Annotated in this window: 15 protein-coding genes; 6 read left to right on the top strand and 9 right to left on the bottom strand. The window is 64.7% G+C overall.

What is annotated here, in order from left to right; all coding sequences use genetic code 11:
* Positions 1-34 precede the first annotated feature (34 nt).
* The 3 genes from J2W46_RS07025 to J2W46_RS07015 all read left to right on the top strand — a co-directional run bounded on the left by J2W46_RS07025 (position 35) and on the right by J2W46_RS07015 (position 3,208).
* Positions 35-1,318 (top strand): MFS transporter, encoded by a 1,284-nt coding sequence (locus J2W46_RS07025; RefSeq protein WP_310352439.1) that lies wholly within the window; start codon positions 35-37, stop codon positions 1,316-1,318.
* On the top strand, positions 1,318-2,478 hold the full coding sequence (locus J2W46_RS07020; RefSeq protein ID WP_310352437.1) for a GlxA family transcriptional regulator: 1,161 nt from the start codon (positions 1,318-1,320) through the stop codon (positions 2,476-2,478). The genes J2W46_RS07025 and J2W46_RS07020 overlap by 1 nt, the downstream gene beginning before the upstream one ends.
* A gap of 223 nt (positions 2,479-2,701) precedes the next feature.
* Positions 2,702-3,208 (top strand): acyl-CoA thioesterase, encoded by a 507-nt coding sequence (locus tag J2W46_RS07015; protein WP_310352436.1) that lies wholly within the window; start codon positions 2,702-2,704, stop codon positions 3,206-3,208.
* A 176-nt stretch (positions 3,209-3,384) separates the two neighbouring features.
* Here the strand turns inward: J2W46_RS07015 and fumC are convergent, their stop codons facing one another.
* From fumC to J2W46_RS06990, 5 genes are all read right to left on the bottom strand, one after another.
* Positions 3,385-4,785, bottom strand: coding sequence for a class II fumarate hydratase (gene fumC / locus J2W46_RS07010; protein ID WP_027804847.1), 1,401 nt, complete (start codon positions 4,783-4,785; stop codon positions 3,385-3,387).
* Between the two features lie 15 nt (positions 4,786-4,800).
* A complete protein-coding gene (locus J2W46_RS07005; RefSeq protein ID WP_310352431.1) occupies positions 4,801-6,450 on the bottom strand; it encodes a phospholipase D family protein in 1,650 nt (549 codons plus the stop codon).
* Positions 6,451-6,606: 156 nt separating this feature from the next.
* A complete protein-coding gene (panS, locus tag J2W46_RS07000; RefSeq protein WP_020069356.1) occupies positions 6,607-7,566 on the bottom strand; it encodes a ketopantoate/pantoate/pantothenate transporter PanS in 960 nt (319 codons plus the stop codon).
* Between the two features lie 466 nt (positions 7,567-8,032).
* Positions 8,033-9,445, bottom strand: a complete 1,413-nt coding sequence (locus J2W46_RS06995; protein ID WP_310352428.1) for an MATE family efflux transporter — start codon at positions 9,443-9,445, stop codon at positions 8,033-8,035.
* 323 nt (positions 9,446-9,768) lie between these two features.
* A complete protein-coding gene (locus J2W46_RS06990) occupies positions 9,769-9,987 on the bottom strand; it encodes an RNA-binding S4 domain-containing protein (RefSeq protein WP_011489423.1) in 219 nt (72 codons plus the stop codon).
* A gap of 311 nt (positions 9,988-10,298) precedes the next feature.
* Here J2W46_RS06990 and J2W46_RS06985 point away from each other — a divergent pair, with 311 nt between their 5' ends.
* The 3 genes from J2W46_RS06985 (at position 10,299) to J2W46_RS06975 (ending at position 13,474) form a co-directional block, all read left to right on the top strand.
* Positions 10,299-10,763, top strand: a complete 465-nt coding sequence (locus J2W46_RS06985) for a hypothetical protein (protein WP_087752828.1) — start codon at positions 10,299-10,301, stop codon at positions 10,761-10,763.
* Positions 10,764-10,844: 81 nt separating this feature from the next.
* Entirely contained in the window at positions 10,845-11,126 is a 282-nt protein-coding gene (locus J2W46_RS06980) for a hypothetical protein (RefSeq protein ID WP_310352422.1), read from the top strand.
* A 218-nt stretch (positions 11,127-11,344) separates the two neighbouring features.
* Positions 11,345-13,474 (top strand): ATP-dependent helicase, encoded by a 2,130-nt coding sequence (locus tag J2W46_RS06975; RefSeq protein WP_310352420.1) that lies wholly within the window; start codon positions 11,345-11,347, stop codon positions 13,472-13,474.
* Positions 13,475-13,624: 150 nt separating this feature from the next.
* Here the strand turns inward: J2W46_RS06975 and J2W46_RS06970 are convergent, their stop codons facing one another.
* The 4 genes from J2W46_RS06970 to J2W46_RS06955 form a co-directional block, all read right to left on the bottom strand.
* Complete coding sequence (locus tag J2W46_RS06970; RefSeq protein ID WP_020069361.1) at positions 13,625-14,392, bottom strand: DUF4088 family protein; 768 nt, start codon at positions 14,390-14,392, stop codon at positions 13,625-13,627.
* A 322-nt stretch (positions 14,393-14,714) separates the two neighbouring features.
* Entirely contained in the window at positions 14,715-15,044 is a 330-nt protein-coding gene (locus J2W46_RS06965; RefSeq protein WP_087752826.1) for an AzlD domain-containing protein, read from the bottom strand.
* Positions 15,041-15,721 (bottom strand): AzlC family ABC transporter permease, encoded by a 681-nt coding sequence (locus J2W46_RS06960; protein WP_020069363.1) that lies wholly within the window; start codon positions 15,719-15,721, stop codon positions 15,041-15,043. The genes J2W46_RS06965 and J2W46_RS06960 overlap by 4 nt, the downstream gene beginning before the upstream one ends.
* 127 nt (positions 15,722-15,848) lie before the next feature.
* Positions 15,849-16,679 (bottom strand): helix-turn-helix transcriptional regulator, encoded by an 831-nt coding sequence (locus tag J2W46_RS06955; protein WP_310352417.1) that lies wholly within the window; start codon positions 16,677-16,679, stop codon positions 15,849-15,851.
* Between the last annotated feature and the right edge of the window lie 126 nt (positions 16,680-16,805).

Here is a 16,805-nt window from a genome sequence, read left to right as displayed (position 1 = left end):
CCACTTCGACCACCTTCGCTGCCGGGACCGATCCATGCCGCCTGCCGCACCAGCTTCGTCTTCTCGATCCGCCGCCGCTTCTGCCTTCACTGCCGTTTCCGCGGATCCGCGCGGCTCCGGCCCGCATGGACGCCGTGACGCGCGTGTGCTGGCTGTGTGCCAGGCGTTGTACACCTCGTCGGTGTCGATCGATCTCACGCTGACCGGTCTCGTTGGCTACACGCTCGCCGACGACAAGGCGCTAGCCACGCTGCCTTTCTCGCTGATCACGGTGGCTGCGGCGCTCACGACGATCTTCGCGTCGTTTCTGATGGCGCGCATCGGCCGTCGCGCGGGTTTCGTGCTGGGCGCGAGCGTCGGCGCGTTGGGCGGTGCTGTTTCGGTGTGGGCGATCTTTCATCACGACTTCTGGGCTTTTTGCGCGGGGACCGCGACGGTCGGCGTATTCCAGGCGTTTGCGCAGTACTACCGGCTCGCCGCCGCAGACGCAGTCGGTCTCGAAGCCAAGAGTCGCGCAATTTCGACGGTTCTCACGGGCGGCGTGGTCGCGGCCGTCTGCGGCCCGCTTCTCGCCGCGTGGAGCAAAGACTGGCTCGTGCCGGTGACGTTCGCGGGCTCTTACGCGCTCGTCACCGGACTCGGACTCGCGTCGATTGTCCTGTTGATGCTGCTTTATCGCGACATGGCGCCTGCGCCGGCCGTGGCAAGTACCCACGACGTCGCACGGCCGCTCGCGGAGATCGTGCGGCAACCGATCTTCGCTGCGGCGCTCGCGAACAACGCGCTCGGCTATGCCGTGATGACGTTCGTCATGACCGCCACGCCGATCGCGGCGGTCGCGTGCGGGCACAGCATCGGCGACGGCGCGTCGATCATCCAGTGGCATCTGGTCGGCATGTTTGCACCGTCTCTGTTTTCCGCGCGGCTCATCAAGCGTTTCGGCGTGCTGCCGGTGATTGGCGCGGGCATCGCGCTCTCGGCACTATGCGGTGTCTTCGCATTGCGTTCGACCGATCTGCCGCACTTTTACGCCGCGCTCGCGTGTCTCGGCGTGGGCTGGAATTTCATGTTCGTGGGCGGGTCCACGCTGCTCGCGCAGTCGTATAGGCCGTCGGAACGGGCGAAGACGCAGGCCACCAGCGAATTCACGACGTTCGCGTTCTCCGCGCTCGGTTCGCTATTCGCAGGGCAACTGCTGGCGCGCTTCGGCTGGGCGACGATCAACGCGGCGATCTTTCCGCTGCTTGCCGCAGCGGCGCTCGCCACGCTCGCCTATGCGCGGTCGTCCAGACGTCGCGCGATGGGAGGGGTCGCGTGATGAGCGTGCGTCATATCGTATTTGCCGTCGCACCCGATCTGGTCCTGCTCGACGCGTGCGGCCCGCTGGAAGCATTCTGGCGCGCCGAACTGACGATAGCCGCTGCGCAGGGTGCGAGCGATGGCGGTGCACGGGTGCCAATACCGGCGAACCCGGCCACGCATGCGGATGCGTCCGTGCCCGCATCCACGCACTCGCCCGCACCCCCGATCGCCTATCGCACGACAGTCGCTTCGATCGACGGCGGCGTCTTGCAGACTTTTCCGGGCCTGCCGGTCGTGACCGAACGACTCGATTCACTGGACGCCGAGCCTATCGACACGCTGATCGTCCCCGGCGTTCCGGTCGATCAGCATTGCACGCTGCAGCCGGAACTCGTCGCGTGGATCAGGCGCAATGCGCCGCGCGCACGGCGCGTGTGCTCGGTATGCACGGGAGCGTTCTATCTGGCGGCGGCCGGTCTGCTGGACGGCCGCCGCGCGACCACACACTGGCGGGATGCGCCGCATCTCGCGCGCCGCTTTCCCAATGTTCATGTCGATGCCGATCCGATCTTTATCCGCGACGCAGGCCCGGACGGAGCCCGAGGTGACGGCGAACGCGTGGTCTGGACGTCGGCGGGCGTGACGGCGGGCATCGATCTCGCGCTTGCGCTGATCGAAGAAGACCTCGGCCACGCCGTCGCGATGCAAGCAGCGCGGCGCCTCGTCGTCTTCATGAAGCGGCCCGGCGGGCAGTCGCAATTCAGCGCGGCACTCGCGGCACAGGCGTCGGCGGGAGGGCCGTTCGAGGCCTTGCATAGCTGGATGGTCGCCCATTTGCGCGAGGACCTCACGGTCGAGCGCCTCGCCGAGCACGCACGGATGACGCCGCGGACCTTCGCGCGCCGCTACGTCGACGAGGTCGGGCGCACGCCGGCGAAAACCGTCTCCGCATTGCGCCTCGAAGCGGCTTCGCGGGCACTGGCCGAATCGCGCCGGCCGCTGAAGCGCATCGCGCTCGATTGCGGTTTCGGCAGCGAGCAGAATCTGCGGCGCGCGTTCGTGCGGCGCTTCGGCGTGCTCCCGCTCGAGTATCGCGAACGGTTCATGTCCGCGACCGCGCCTGCGTCGGCTAACCGTCGCGAGGCACCCGTCCGCGCAGGCGACGACGTGCGCTGAACGACTGCGCGCGAAGCGACGTTCGAGCCGGAGAACAGGCCAGCGCCGCGGCACTGTACGAGCTTGCAGCGGCCACAGCGATGAGCCGGCTGATCGGATTGCGCGCCGAAACCGGCTGCGCGCATGGACGTTGCACGCACTTCCGCCCGATAAGTGACCACGCTGTCAATATTGCGCTCGTATAATCGCCTCCTTTCAATGCATCCGATTGACCGGAGTCAAGATGAGTAGCCATCTCTCAGCGCCGCTGGAACGTTCCGAAACCACGTTCCGCTTTCTTGCCGAACCCAGCTCGGTCAACTTCGGCGGCAAGGTGCACGGCGGCGCGCTGATGAAGTGGATCGACGAAACCGCATATGCGTGCGCGGCGGTGTGGTCGGGGCGTTATTGCGTGACGGTCAGCGTCGGCAATATCCGTTTCCGTCGACCGATTCTGGTGGGCAACCTCGTCGAATTGCGCGCGCGCGTGGTGGCGACAGGGCGCACCAGCATGCACATCCATGTGTCGGTGCAGGCTGGCGACCCGAAGGGCGGGGAGTTGCTGCAAACCACCGATTGTCTCGTCGTGATGGTCGCGGTCAATGAAAACGGACACCCGGTGCAGGTGCCGTCGTTCGTGCCGGAAACCGACGAACAGAAGCGCCTCGCAAAGTACGCGATGGACGTGAAGGAAGCGCTCGACGCGATCGTCGAGCTGAAGCCGGAAGAAGTGGCGCAGGGCAAGATTTGAACGACGCTTGCCGAAGTTGGCCTGTGCACTGCCAAAACTGCAGGCGGCGATCCTTTGCCGCTTGAACTCCCGATTTTCCCGTCCGGGCTAATCTGAATCAAACCCGCATCGAATCAAACTGGGCGACTCACCGCGAGTCGCCCAGCGCGTCAGGCGTGGGAGCGGGCAGGTGCCAATCAAGGCACCGAATGGCCCACCATATCGCCCGGCCGCACCCATTCGTCGAACTGCTGCTCAGTGACATAGCCGAGCGCGAGCGCCGCGGCCTTCAGCGTGGTGCCCTCCTTGTGCGCCTTCTTCGCGATCTGCGCGGCCTTGTCGTAGCCGATGTGCGGATTGAGCGCCGTCACGAGCATCAGCGATTCGTTGAGCAGCGCGTCGATCCGCTCGCGATTCGGCTCGATGCCGACTGCACAGTTGTCGTTGAAACTCAAAGCGCCGTCGCTGAGCAGGCGGATGGATTGCAGCACGTTGTGCGCGATCATGGGCCGGAACACATTCAGCTCGAAGTTGCCGCTCGCCCCGCCGATGTTCACCGCGACGTCATTGCCGAACACTTGCGCGCACAGCATCGTCAAGGCTTCGGACTGCGTGGGATTGACCTTGCCCGGCATGATCGAGCTGCCCGGTTCGTTCTCCGGAATCGACAGTTCGCCCAAGCCGCAGCGCGGACCGCTCGCGAGCCAGCGGATGTCGTTGGCGATCTTGTTCAGACTCGCGGCCACCGTCTTTAGCGCGCCGTGCGCGAAGACGAGCGCATCGGCTGCGGCCATTACCTCGAATTTGTTGGGCGCGGACACGAACGGCACGCCGGTGAGCTTCGCGATGGCAGCCGCGACCTTGCCGGCGAACTGCGGATGCGCATTCAAACCGGTGCCGACAGCCGTGCCGCCCTGCGCGAGTTCATATAGGTGCGGCAACGTCGATTCAACATGGCGGATGCCGTGGTCGAGCTGCGCGACATAGCCGGAGAACTCCTGACCGAGCGTGAGCGGCGTTGCGTCCTGCAAGTGCGTGCGACCGATCTTGACGATGCCGGCAAACGCCTTCGCCTTCCCGTCGAGCGTGTCGCGCAACGTCTTGAGCGCAGGCAGCAGATGCTTGACGATGCCGTGCGCGGCGGCCACGTGCATGGCCGTCGGGAAGACGTCGTTCGACGACTGGCCGCGATTCACGTCGTCGTTCGGATGCACTTTGCGCGCTTCACCGCGCTCGCCGCCGAGCAGCTCGCTCGCGCGATTCGCGATCACTTCGTTCAGATTCATGTTGGTCTGCGTGCCGGAGCCGGTTTGCCAGACCGCGAGCGGAAACTCGTCCGGATGCTTGCCTGCGATGATCTCGTCGGCCGCCTGCATGATCGCGTGCGCCTTTGTCTCGTCCAGCACGCCGAGGCCCAGGTTGACCTCGGCGGCGGCGCGCTTGATCACGGCGAGCGCGGTGATCAGTTCGGGCGATTGCTTCTCGGTGGAAATGCGGAAATTCTGCAACGAGCGCTGCGTCTGCGCGCCCCACAAATGAGCGTTCGGCACAGCGATTTCACCGAACGTATCGCGCTCCATTCGTACGTCTTCAGTCATGGTTGAGCTCCGCTTTTAAAGTTCTGCGTTGACCGGCAATAGGGAGAATAGCCCCGTTAGCGCGTTCCGGTATAACCCTGCCTGCGGGTCGAAAATGTAGGTGCGGCGCGTGCCGTCTTCGACATCGGTCCACACGAGCGGGGACAGCGGCGCGCCGATCGAACGAAGATAGGCGAGCTGAGCGCCGTCAGCGAGCGTCACGCGGTAGCTTCGCTCCGGCGCCGTGGCGGTGGCGAAAATGTCGGCGACCTGCGCAGCCAGTTCCGGGCTGTGGATCACGAGTGCGAGTTCGGTATTCAGATGCGCCGAGCGCGGATCGAGGTTCATCGAGCCGATCACCAGAATCCGGCGGTCGATCACGTAAGTCTTCGCATGCAGACTCGCGCGCGAACGCGACCCGGCGATTCCCGCCGTGGGCGTATCCTGGCGCGGCTTGAATTCGTATAACTCGACGCCCTGTTGCAGCAGCGGCACGCGAAACGGACTGTAGCCCGCTTGCACCGCAACCGCGTCGGTGGCGGCGAGCGAATTCGTCAGGATCGCTACGCGCACGCCCCGGTGCGTGAGTGCGCCGAGCGCCGTCACGCCTGCGTCGTGCGGAACGAAGTAGGGCGACACGACGAGGAAATCCTTGTGCGCGTCCTTCATGAGCTCGCCGAGCCGCTTCATCGGTGGACTGACGTAGTCCGGCGACGGGCTCTCGATTTTCTCCGGCTGATCCGCCTCGAACTCCGCTTGCGCCCAGGTCAGGCCGAGTTGCTTGCCCGCAATCTGCGTGGCGAGCGGCGTCGCGTTTAAGGGTTTCGCGTTGTATGGATCTGCGTAGGTGCGCCAGTGCTTGCGCAGGTCGTCGCGTGTCTGATCAAGTTCTTCGCGATCGAATTTCTGCTTGTTCAGCACGCCGAGCGGATACGCGACACTGCTGTTCCAGTAGTCGTCGAAACTCGCCGAGACATCGGCGGTGATCGGGCCGGCGGCGAGCACGTCGATGTCGCGGAACTGCAGGACTTCGCTCGCGTTAAAGTATTCGTCGCCGAGATTGCGGCCGCCGACAATCGCCAACTGGTTGTCTGCGATCATCGCCTTGTTGTGCATGCGGCGCGTGAAGTGGCCGATCTGCGTGAAGACATTCGTAGTGCGCTCGAACACACCCTCACGCGCGCTACCGAACGGATTGAAGACGCGAATCTCGATGTTGCTGTGCGAGTTGAGCCCCGCCATGATGCGGTCGATGTCCTTGAAGTTCAGGTCGTCGACCAGCATGCGCACGCGCACGCCGTGATCCGCCGCGTACAGCGCGGCGCCGAGCAGCAGCTTGCCGGTGGTGTCCTCGTTCGCGATGTAGTACTGCATGTCGAGCGTTTTCGTCGCCGCGCGGGCGAGCGCGATGCGCATCTGCAGTGCGTCCGTGCCGCTCGAGAGCACACGAAAACCCGATTCCCCCGAATGAGCGGCTTCGAGCGGTTCAAGCGCCGCGCGAAGCGGCGTGTTTTCGGTCGGTGATAACGCGTGAGTGACCGGGCGGTCGAACGCGGTGGCGGGAGGTTTGGTTGCGCACGCAGTCAGAAATGCCGACGTGCAGCACAGCAAGAAAAAATGTCTGGCGGAGCGGATTGCGCGCTTAAGTTGCGTCGCGGTCTGCTTTTGTTCTGTATGCCACTGCACGCTTTTCCCCTTGTTGTTCAGGCTTTTCGTAACGGCAGCGCAGATGCTTCAGCCGCGCTGCCGAGAAATCCATTCTAAGGGGAATCGCGCCGCCGGACTGTGCACCGCGGCACGCCGGCGGCGTCTGGGACCGCGATGAGCGGTGGCTCGAAACCGTCAGACGCGTTCGGTGTTCAGCCCGCGTTCGCCTTCGGCATACGTCGAGCCCTTCGCCGGGCGCCCTGCCCAATAACCCGCGAGCAGCGACCCCGACAGGTTGTGCCAGACGGAGAACAGCGCGCCGGGCAACGCGGCAATTGGCGTGAAGTAGAGCTTGCCGAGCGTCGCGGCGAGGCCCGAGTTCTGCATGCCGACTTCAATCGCAAGCGTGCGGCAAACGGCTTCGTCGAAACCTAGCAGGCGGCCGCCCCAATAGCCGCCGAGCAGGCCGATGCCGTTATGCAGCACCACCCCGAGCATCACCACGAGGCCGACGGACGCAATGCTTTTTTGCGTGCCGCCCACCACCGCGCCGATGATCAGCAGGATCGCGACCATCGAAACCAGCGGCAGCACCGGCTCGATCTTGCGAACCGTCTTGCCGAACAGGTGATTCACCACGAGGCCGACCACGATCGGCAGCGCGACGATTTGCAGGATGCTCATCAACATGCCGTGGACGTCGACGGCGATCGACGCATCCACGTAAAGGCGCGTGAGAAGCGGCGTCGCAAAGACTCCGACGAGCGTGGACAACGCACTGATCGTCACCGACAGCGCGACGTCGCCGCGCGCCAGATAGATCATCACGTTCGATGCCGTGCCGCTCGCCACGCTGCCCACGAGCACCATGCCGGCGGTCAGGTCGGGCGGCATGCGCAAGGCTTTGGCGATGACCCAGGCGGCGAGCGGCATCACGAGGTAATGCAGCACGATGCCTGCGATCACCGGCGCGGGCCGTGTGAAGACGCGCTGAAAGTCGGCGACGGACAGCGTGACGCCCATCGCCAGCATGATGATGGTCAGAAGCGTGGTGACGTGCGGGGCGATGCCGGTGAACGAAGCCGGCGAGAAATAGGCTGCAACCGAAATGAGCACGGCCCAAACGGGAAAAAGACGGGTGATGCGGGCAAGCATGGGGCGAGGTCCTTGGTTATGTTTTATGGCGAGAAGCGGAGGTTGGTCGTTCGCAAGCGGGCGCAGTGCTGAAGGCGGCGACGCTCTGCCGGGTGCGGCGCCTCACGGACTGCAGCGAGTGCCTTTGAGCGGGCCGCGCCCTATGTCGCGGTTGCTGCAGTTGAGTCGCAAGCGAACGGCAGGTTGTCAGCGGATGGTGGACCTGCCGGCAGCGCGGTCCTTTGTGAGGCGCGCAAGCGGAGCTTCGGTGGATGGACGCGGATTCGCGACACGCACCGAAGAAGTCACGCATTTTAACGTTGTGGGCGGCAGCTTGCTGGCTCTATGGTTGCGCGTGCAACGGGTTTGCCGCGACGTTGGCTCGCTGTGCCATTGTCCCTTTTGCGGCGAGACCGGCCGCCGGGCCTTAAAGCGGACCTGTCACGCAGCGCGGGCGTGCCTGAAACCGCGAGTCCGTTACCCGCGTTCAGACCGATGCGGCAGGCGGCGCGTCCGCCGCGACCGGCACGCGCCGCAGGCTTAGCTTGTGAAAGCGCAGCGTCATGAGCAGCGCGACGCTCGCGAGTCCGGCCGCGAGGCCCCACCACAAACCGCGAGCACCCAGCCCGGCATGAAAGGCGAGCGTATAGCCGGTCGGAAAACCAATCACCCAGTAACCGAATGCGGCGGCGATCATTGGTATGCGCGTGTCTTTCAGACCACGCAGACAGCCAGATCCAACCGTTTGCATGCCGTCGACGATCTGAAAAATCGCTGCCACGCCGAGGAGCGAACTCGCGAGCGTAACCGTCGCCGCATTGGCCGGATCGTCCAGGTGCAGATAGAGGCCGACGATCCAATGCGGCGCGGCGATCAGCACGATTCCCGACAACGTCATGAAGCCGACGCCAAGCGCCAGCGCGACGAAGCCCGCATGACGCGCGGCGAGCGGCTGCCCGGCGCCGGACCAGAAGCCCACTCTCACATTGGCCGCCTGGCCGATCGCGAGCGGCACCATGAATGCCACTGACGCGACGTTCAGCGCGATCTGATGTGCGGCCAGTTGCGACTCGCCGAGCAGCCCGACCATCAGGCCGGTCGCGAGGAAGAGCGTCGATTCGACGCCGTAGGTGATCGCCACCGGCCAGCCGATACCGAACAGCTCGCCCATCAGCGGGACGTTGGGACGCGTGGCGACCACGAAATGGCGATAGCGCGGCCGCAGATGCAACAGCGCCATCAGCACGAGCGCGGTCAGCCAGACGGTGATGGACGTCGCAGCCGCCGAGCCGAGGAAGCCGAGCCGCGGCAGCCCGTAGGCCCCGTGAATCAGCCCGTAGTTGAGAAAGCCGTTCACGCCGACGCTGACCAGCGACACCCACAGGAGCCGCCGCGCCGCGCCGATCGCCGGCAGGAAAGAGCGCATCAGACCGACGCCGATCAGACTGCCCAGCGCGCCCCAGCGCAGCACCGCCGCATACTCGCCGACGTTATGCGCGAGCAGCGCCGGTTCCCCGAACGCACGCAGGATGGGCGTCGCGAACGACAGCAAGGCGAACGCCGGCACCGACAGCAACACCGACAACACAAAACCGGTCCAGTAGATGTGCGGCACGCGGCTTTCGTCCTGCGCGCCGCGCGCATGCGAAACGCTCACGCTGACCGACGTCAGCACGCCCTGCAGTAGCGTCACGACCACGAAGAACAGATTGGCGCCCAGACCGCCGGCCGCGAGCGCGTCCGGTCCGAGAGAGCCGAGCAGGATCGTGTCGGTGACGCCCATGGCCATTTGCGACAGTTGCGCAATGGCGAGCGGCGCGGCGAGCCGCGCGGTGTCGGCGGCGTGGCGGGACAAGGTCGGCGGACGGGTGGCCACCCGGGTGAAGCCGGATTGAGTCATGGAGCGTGTGAAAGTTGACGGAATGACGACGCCGTGACCGCTGGCGACCGCCGCGGCACTGGAAGCAGCGAAGGCAACGGAAGCGCGCTCTACGAGAGACGCGTGGGCTCGCGGTCGCATGGCGGTTCACGAGCCTCGTAATGACGCCGATCAAGGCGGCTCGCCACGGTTTCCCGGCGAGCCCACGGTCGGCGATGTCAGCGGGGCCGTTCGTCTAGCGAAACCAACAGCTTATTGCGTGACCGCTGCAAAGTCGATGGATCAAGCACATTTTTGGTGCGCGAGTTTCCTGCGGAATCTCGTGGGACCAGCGCGGCAGGACGTCAGGCTTCGTGGACCGCGATTCGCGTGTCGCCGAGCAGTACCACCTGTCCTGCGCGGATCTTGCACGTTTTACGCGTTTCGACGCGGCCGTCCACAGTGACGGCTCCGTCCGCCACCATCATCTTCGCCGAGCCGCCACTGTCCGCGAGCCCCGTGATCTTCAGCAGATTGTGAAGTTCGACGTAGTCGCCGGTGAGCGTGAAATCGAGGTTGGGCATGGGCATTGCACCTTCAGGCAAGGGGTTCGCATCATAAAGCACAAGCTTGCCCCTAAGAAGTCGCGTTGTCTCGCGCAGTGTTTCGTGAACGCATCGCAAGCAAATGCAAGCAGATGTTATCCGTTTGTCGGAAAGTGAAACGTTGCGTAACACCGGTCGTCACAACACGACCTCACTCGTAAAGTGCATCTCAGCAGGAAAGCTTGCCGGATCTAGTTCGGCTATGAGCAGACCGGGAGGTCGTCCAGCGCGCCGCAGTGCGATGCAGGGCGTTTCGACCCGGCCACAACAACTCTAGAGAGGAATTTGCCATGACCCAGATTCGTACGCTCCTGATCGGTACCGCCATGACCGCATTCGCCGCTACGGCAGCAGTCGCGCAGACCACGCAGCCCGTTCAACCGGCTGCGGGCATGAATACCCAAGTACAGGTTCAGACGCCCGGCGCCGACGTCGCGCCGGCCGCTCCTGCCGCCCAAGGCGTGCAGCCGGTAACGCCGGCACCGACTCGCCTGACGGCCTCGGGCTCGCCCGATCCGCTGGTACAAAAGCGCGAAGCCAACGCGAAGGCTAACGCGGAGTACCGCGCGTCGAAGAAGGCGTCGAAGGCCGAGCTGAAGGAACAGCAGAAGGCTGCCAAGTCCGAATACAAGGAGCAGGTGCGCGACGCAAAGATCAACAAGAAGGCGGACAAGCAGGCCGCTGACAACGAAATGAAGATGAACCTGCAAAGTCAGGCGGGCGCCCAGACCGACGGCGGCGAAGTTAAGCACTAATGGCAGGCGGAGCCGCGGGCTCAGGTTAGCCCGCGGCGTCGAACCCGACTCGACCTGATGAGACTGTTAAGGAGGAACCGCATGAGCAACACTCGATTTACTAATTCCGCAAAATCCCCGACCGCGCGGCTTTGCGCACTGTTGATCGCGGGCTGCCTGTCGTCGGCCGCATTCGCGCAGGCAAGCGATCCGGCCGCGGCGCCGGTCACGCACGCCGATCACAAGGCGGCGAAGCAGCAAGCCAAGGCAGACAAGAAGGCGGCTGTCGCGCAAGCCAAGGCCGACAAGGAAAAGACCGAAGCCCAAGCCGACGCCGACAAGGCGCACGCCGAGGCCACTCTGAAGGACGCGAAGAAGCAGTAGGTTCCTGCTTCCTGATGAGCAGGTGCGACTTGCTCAACGAAACGGCCCGTCTGCGTAAAGCACACGGGCCGTTGCTTTTGTTCGGCTCGTAGGCGTGCGGGGCGGCGCGCGCGTGACTGCGCAGCAGCCACGCTAAAAAAGGGCGCTTGTGCGCGCGGGTTGTACGGATATACAGTATGCGTCGCCGTTCCCGATCCATCCAACGCCCTTAAAACACCGTGCTTTCCGTCGCAGAAACGCCGTCGCCGTCCGATACCGCCGCCTGGCTTGCGAAGCTGAACGACGCGCAGCGCGAGGCCGTCGAATTCGGCACCGATACGCCTCATTCACCGCCGGGCGCCTTGCTGGTCATTGCGGGCGCGGGCTCCGGCAAGACCAGCACGCTTGCGCACCGTGTGGCCAATCTGATGGTGAAGGGCGCCGATCCGCGCAGAATTCTGCTTCTGACATTTTCGCGTCGCGCGGCGCTAGAAATGACACGCCGCGTCACACGTATTGCCACGACGGCGCTCGGCACGCGCGCCGCGCTCGCGCAAGGGCTGACATGGGCGGGCACGTTCCATAGCGTCGGCGCGCGGCTTTTGCGCGAATATGCAGAACTGATCGGACTTGCACCGGCCTTTACGATCAACGACCGTGAGGATTCCGCCGACCTGATGAATCTGGTGCGGCATGAACTGGGTTTGTCGGCGAAAGAAAGGCGCTTTCCGGCTAAGGGAACCTGTTTCGCGATTTACTCCCGCGTCGTGAACACCGGCGCGTCGCTCGGGCAGGTGCTGGAGAGCGCGTTCCCGTGGTGCCGCGAGTGGGAAGCCGATCTGCGCATGCTGTTCGCCGCCTATGTCGACGCGAAGCAGAAGCAGAGCGTGCTCGATTACGACGACCTGCTGCTCTACTGGTCGCATATGGCCGCGGAGCCGGCAATTGCCGCGGATCTGTCGGCGCGCTTCGATCACGTGCTGGTCGACGAATATCAGGACACCAACCGGCTGCAGGCGTCGATTCTGCTCGCGCTGAAGCCGGACGGACGCGGCCTGACCGTGGTCGGCGACGACGCGCAGTCGATCTATTCGTTTCGCGGCGCCACCGTGCGCAACATTCTCGATTTCCCGGCGCATTTCGATCCGCCTGCGGTTCAGGTCACGCTCGAACGCAATTACCGCTCGACCGAGCCGATTCTTGCCGCATCGAACGCGGTGATCGAACTGGCCAGCGAGCGTTATACGAAGAACCTGTGGACCGACAAGTCGTCGGCGCAACGGCCCCGGCTCGTCACCGTCGCCGATGAGGCCGACCAGGCGCGCTATATCGTCGAGCAGGTGCTGGAAGCGCGCGAGCAGGGCATGACACTGAAGTCTCAGGCGGTGCTGTTTCGCGCCGCGCATCACAGCGCGGCGCTCGAGATCGAACTCACGCGCCGCAACATTCCGTTCGTGAAGTTCGGCGGCCTGAAGTTCCTCGATTCCGTGCACGTCAAAGACGTACTGGCGGTGCTGCGTTGGGCCGAGAATCCGCGCGACCGGGTGGCCGGTTTTCGCGTCGTACAGTTATTGCCCGGCGTGGGGCCGGCCACGGCCGCGAGAGTGCTCGACGAAATCGTCGCGCGTGCCGGTGTGGGCAATCCCGCCGACACCGCGGGCGGCACGCTCGCCGCGTTCGCGCCGCCGCCTCGCGCGCAGGAGGACTGGCATCCCTTCGTCAGGCTGATGTCGAGCGTGTATGGGCGGCAGACGCCATGGCCTGCGGAGTTCGAGATGGTGAGGCGCTGGTACGAGCCGCATCTGGAGCGCAATCATGAAGACGCCGCAATCCGTCATGCCGACGTGTTGCAGATGGAAAGCATTGCGGGCACGTATGCGTCGCGTGAGCGCTTTCTGACGGAACTGACGCTCGATCCGCCCGATGCCACGAGCGACGAATCGGGCGTGCCGCTCATCGACGAAGACTATCTGATCCTGTCCACCATCCATTCGGCAAAGGGACAGGAATGGCGCAACGTGTTCGTGCTGAACGGGGTCGACGGCTGCATTCCGTCCGATCTGGGCACCGGCAGCGAAGAGGAAATCGACGAAGAACGCCGCCTGCTTTACGTGGCGATGACGCGCGCAAAGGAAGACCTGCATATCGTCGTGCCGCAGCGCTTTTACGTGCACAACCAGACGCATATGGGCGATCGTCACGTGTGGGCGTCGCGCACGCGCTTTATCCCTGCGCACCTGATGCCTTTGTTCGACGCGTACGCATGGCCGCGCGTGCCGGTGCCCAGTGCGCCGACGGCCGCGGGGCTTGCCGCGGCGGCGCAGGCAAAAATCGAAATCGGAGCAAGGCTCAGGAAGATGTGGGACTGAGCGGCGCTCAGGTGAGCGGCGAGGCGGGGCTCGATGCCGCACGGGCTGTCGCCGTGCGGGAGCTTCCCGGAGGGCTCTCTGGATCGCTTTCGGCAGCAGGCAACGTGCTTTACGCGCTAGCTGCTGCTGGTGGGCAGACGCTGGGCCGAGTTAGCGCGACTGCCGTTGCTGCTGTTGCGGGGCGGGGCGCGGCGGCACGAAGAAGTTGCGCAGCCACGCCGCCATCCGCGAAAACACGTCGTACGGTTCCTCAACGAAGATTTCCGGCTTCAGCAGGCGGAGATATTCCATGATCTGTTGCGCTTCCTGCTTCTGGAACGAGCCGTGCGAAATGCCGAGCCGCAGCAGGCCGCGCAGTTCGCCCAGCTTTTCGCGGGCGGTGCTGCCCACGCTCGTTTCGCACGCCACCTTCGCTTCATAAACACGCTGACGCAGCGATTCCACGAGCCGCCATGCCGGCGTCTGCATGATTTCCTCGAGCGCCTGGATATCCTGCACTGCGCTCTTGATCTGTGCCGAGAGCGGGTCGACCAGCACCGCGTCGCCTTCGGCTTCCTTGACGATCGCCGCCGCCCAGTCGCGGCATTGCTTGGCCAACTCTTCCGGCGTCCACTCCGAGCGCGCTGCAAAGCCGAAACCGAATTCCCCGGCCTGCCGCATCAGAATCGCGACGACGTCAGGAAACTCCTTGTCCAACGTGCGTTTCGCCCATGCATACTGGCCGCCCTGCAACATCCGCTGAACGGCGTGCTCGGTCAGCGGCACCATGTTGTCGAGCAGCTTCGCTCGCAAAAAGTCCTCGAACGAAGGCGTCGCGAACTGCGGATCGAGCTTCAGCGATACGCGCAGAAATGCATCGAAATCCTTGCGCAGCGTCGCAATGGTCTCGTCTTTGAGCGTGAGGGTAATTTGACCCATGTGTCTATCCCGTTTGGTCCTGCCGCGCGGCCTCGTCGTGTTCGTCCGGTCGCAAGCGGACCCGGAAGACTGGACGTGCAATGGCTGCGCGTTTGATTCCTGCCTGTTGCCGCGTCTGACGGGATGTATCCCGACGAGCGGACCTCGACTGCATATCGGCGGATCAACGGGAAACTTAAGGGTTTTATCGGATATGAGGCAGGCTTTGCCGCACTGCCTGGACGGTAATGCGACGCTCGTCCGGAGCCGACGTTGAAGGCGGAAGCCCCGCCACCGGCGGCTTCCGCGTGAGTGAGCCCTTACGTGCCGGAGCGCACGTGCGTTATCGCAGCACCACGCCTTGCCAGACGAAAAACACCGTGAGGCCCACGGCGATGGTTACGAGCGGCCGCCGCGTCAGCGCGCTCACGATTACAGCGGCCAGTGCGCCGACCAGTTGCGGATTGCGCCACGTCAGTTCGGCACCGGTGTCGGCGCCATGCGGCGAGACCGCCATCGGCACGATGATCGCCGTCAGCACGGTGACCGGCACGAAGCCGAGCGCCGTGCGTACCAGAGGCGGAAATACCAGCCGGTCGCCGAGCACGAAGACGGCGGCGCGGATCACCCACGTGATGAGCGCCATGCCGAGTATCAAAACGACGTAGTTCATCGCGATCCCTCCGCCGACCGGCGCGCACGCCGCAAGCCGAAGCCCGGCGTGGAAAGCAGTACGCCGACCACGACGCCCGCGAAAACGGCGGCGAGCAGTCCGAGCTTGTACGGCCACGCTTGCCAGAAGAAGGCCAGCGTGCCCGCGGTTACCGCGGCCGCAATGTAGCGCAACGCGGTGAGTTGCGGCACGACGATCGCGATGAAGGTGGCGACCATCGCGAAGTCGAGTCCGAGCGATTGAAGTCCGGGGAAGGCAGCGCCGAACAGCAGGCCGGCGACTGTCCAGAGCTGCCAGTTCAGATACATCGCGAGACCGGCGCCGAAGAAGTAGTGCGGGCCGACGGTGCCCGGCTCGCGGTTCCGATAGTGCTCCCACGCGACTGCGAATACTTCGTCCGTGAGCAGCGCACCGAGGGCCCAGCGCCAGCGCGCCGGAAGGTGCGCGACGTGCGGCGCGAGTGTCGCGCTATACAGAACATGCCGCAGATTGACCACGAGCGTGGTGGCCCAGATCACCGCGAAGCTCGCGTGGCCCGCGATCAGCCCGAGCGCGATAAATTGCGCGGAGCCCGCGAAAACGATGAGCGACATCAACTGGCCGTGCCACAGATGCAGCGGCCCGGACGCGACTAGCGTGCCGAAAATGACGCCGAAAGGCGCCGAGCCGACCATCATCGGGATGATGTCGCGCGCGCCCGTGGTGACTTCCTTTAAACGGACTGAGTGGGTCAAAACTTGCCTCCTTTGAGTCGGGAAGCATAACGGGGCAGGCAGAGCCGGGCTTGTACGTTCTTGCGGACGATCACTGTCCCTGCCAGCGTCCGGGCGGCACGCCGAACATGCGCCGGAAGTGCCGCGTGAAATGGCTCTGATCGGTAAAGCCGCTGGCGGCCGCCACGTCTGTTACCGGGACACCTGCCCGCAACGGCGCAAGCGCGCGTTGCAGGCGTATCTGATTGCGCCAGGCGTGGGGCGGCAGACCCGTCGCGCGGTTGAAAAGGCGCGCGGCGTGAAATGGCGAGAGTCCGGCCGCCTGCGCCACGTCGGCGAGCGTGACCGGTTCGAGCAGGTCGCCTGCCAGACGTTCTTTCATGACGGCGACGCGGGCGTCGTCGGCGGCTATGCGCGAAGGCTCGGGCAGCGTCTGCGAATAACGCACGAGCAGCGTGGAGAGCGCGTCGAGTGTGGCGGCTTCGGCCGCCAGCGCGTCGCTGCCCGCTTCGAGCATACGGTGCGCGTTCGCGAGCCGCACGGCAAGGTCGGGATCGTGGATCACGCCGGGTGCAAACCACGGCAAAGGCTGCGGCTTGCCGGCGATCTGATCGGCGAGTTCGTGGATGAACTGCACCGGCGCGTACGTTACGCGATAGCGCCAGCCTGCTTCGACTGCCTTCGAACCCGTGTGGAGTTCGCCGGGATTGATGATCGGCACGCCTCCGGCTTCGGCGACATAGTCCGAACCGCGATACCGATAGCCTTCGGCGCCCGCGACGATCACGGGAATCGTGTACGCATCGTGCCAGTGCGGTGCGAACTCGTGGTCGTGATATTCAGCGGTGAGCAGGTCCGCACCGGGCAGAAGCGGCGTGCGCCAGTAACGGGCTGAATTCTGAAAACGATGGACGGCGGTCATTGCATGGCTCTCGCACAGCCAGTCAGTTTAGCGCGGAGCGACGGCTGCGGGCATGGCGGCGCGCTTCGTTCGGGGGCGCGCGCCGTGCGCTTTTTCGTAGGACGTCGCCCGCGCTGACCCGCGGTT

Origin of the sequence: Paraburkholderia strydomiana (genome assembly GCF_031456815.1) — a bacterium.
GTDB classification, from domain to species: domain Bacteria; phylum Pseudomonadota; class Gammaproteobacteria; order Burkholderiales; family Burkholderiaceae; genus Paraburkholderia; species Paraburkholderia caledonica.
Note: the sequence above shows the minus strand (reverse complement) of the source record. Positions and strands in the feature narration are given on the sequence as shown.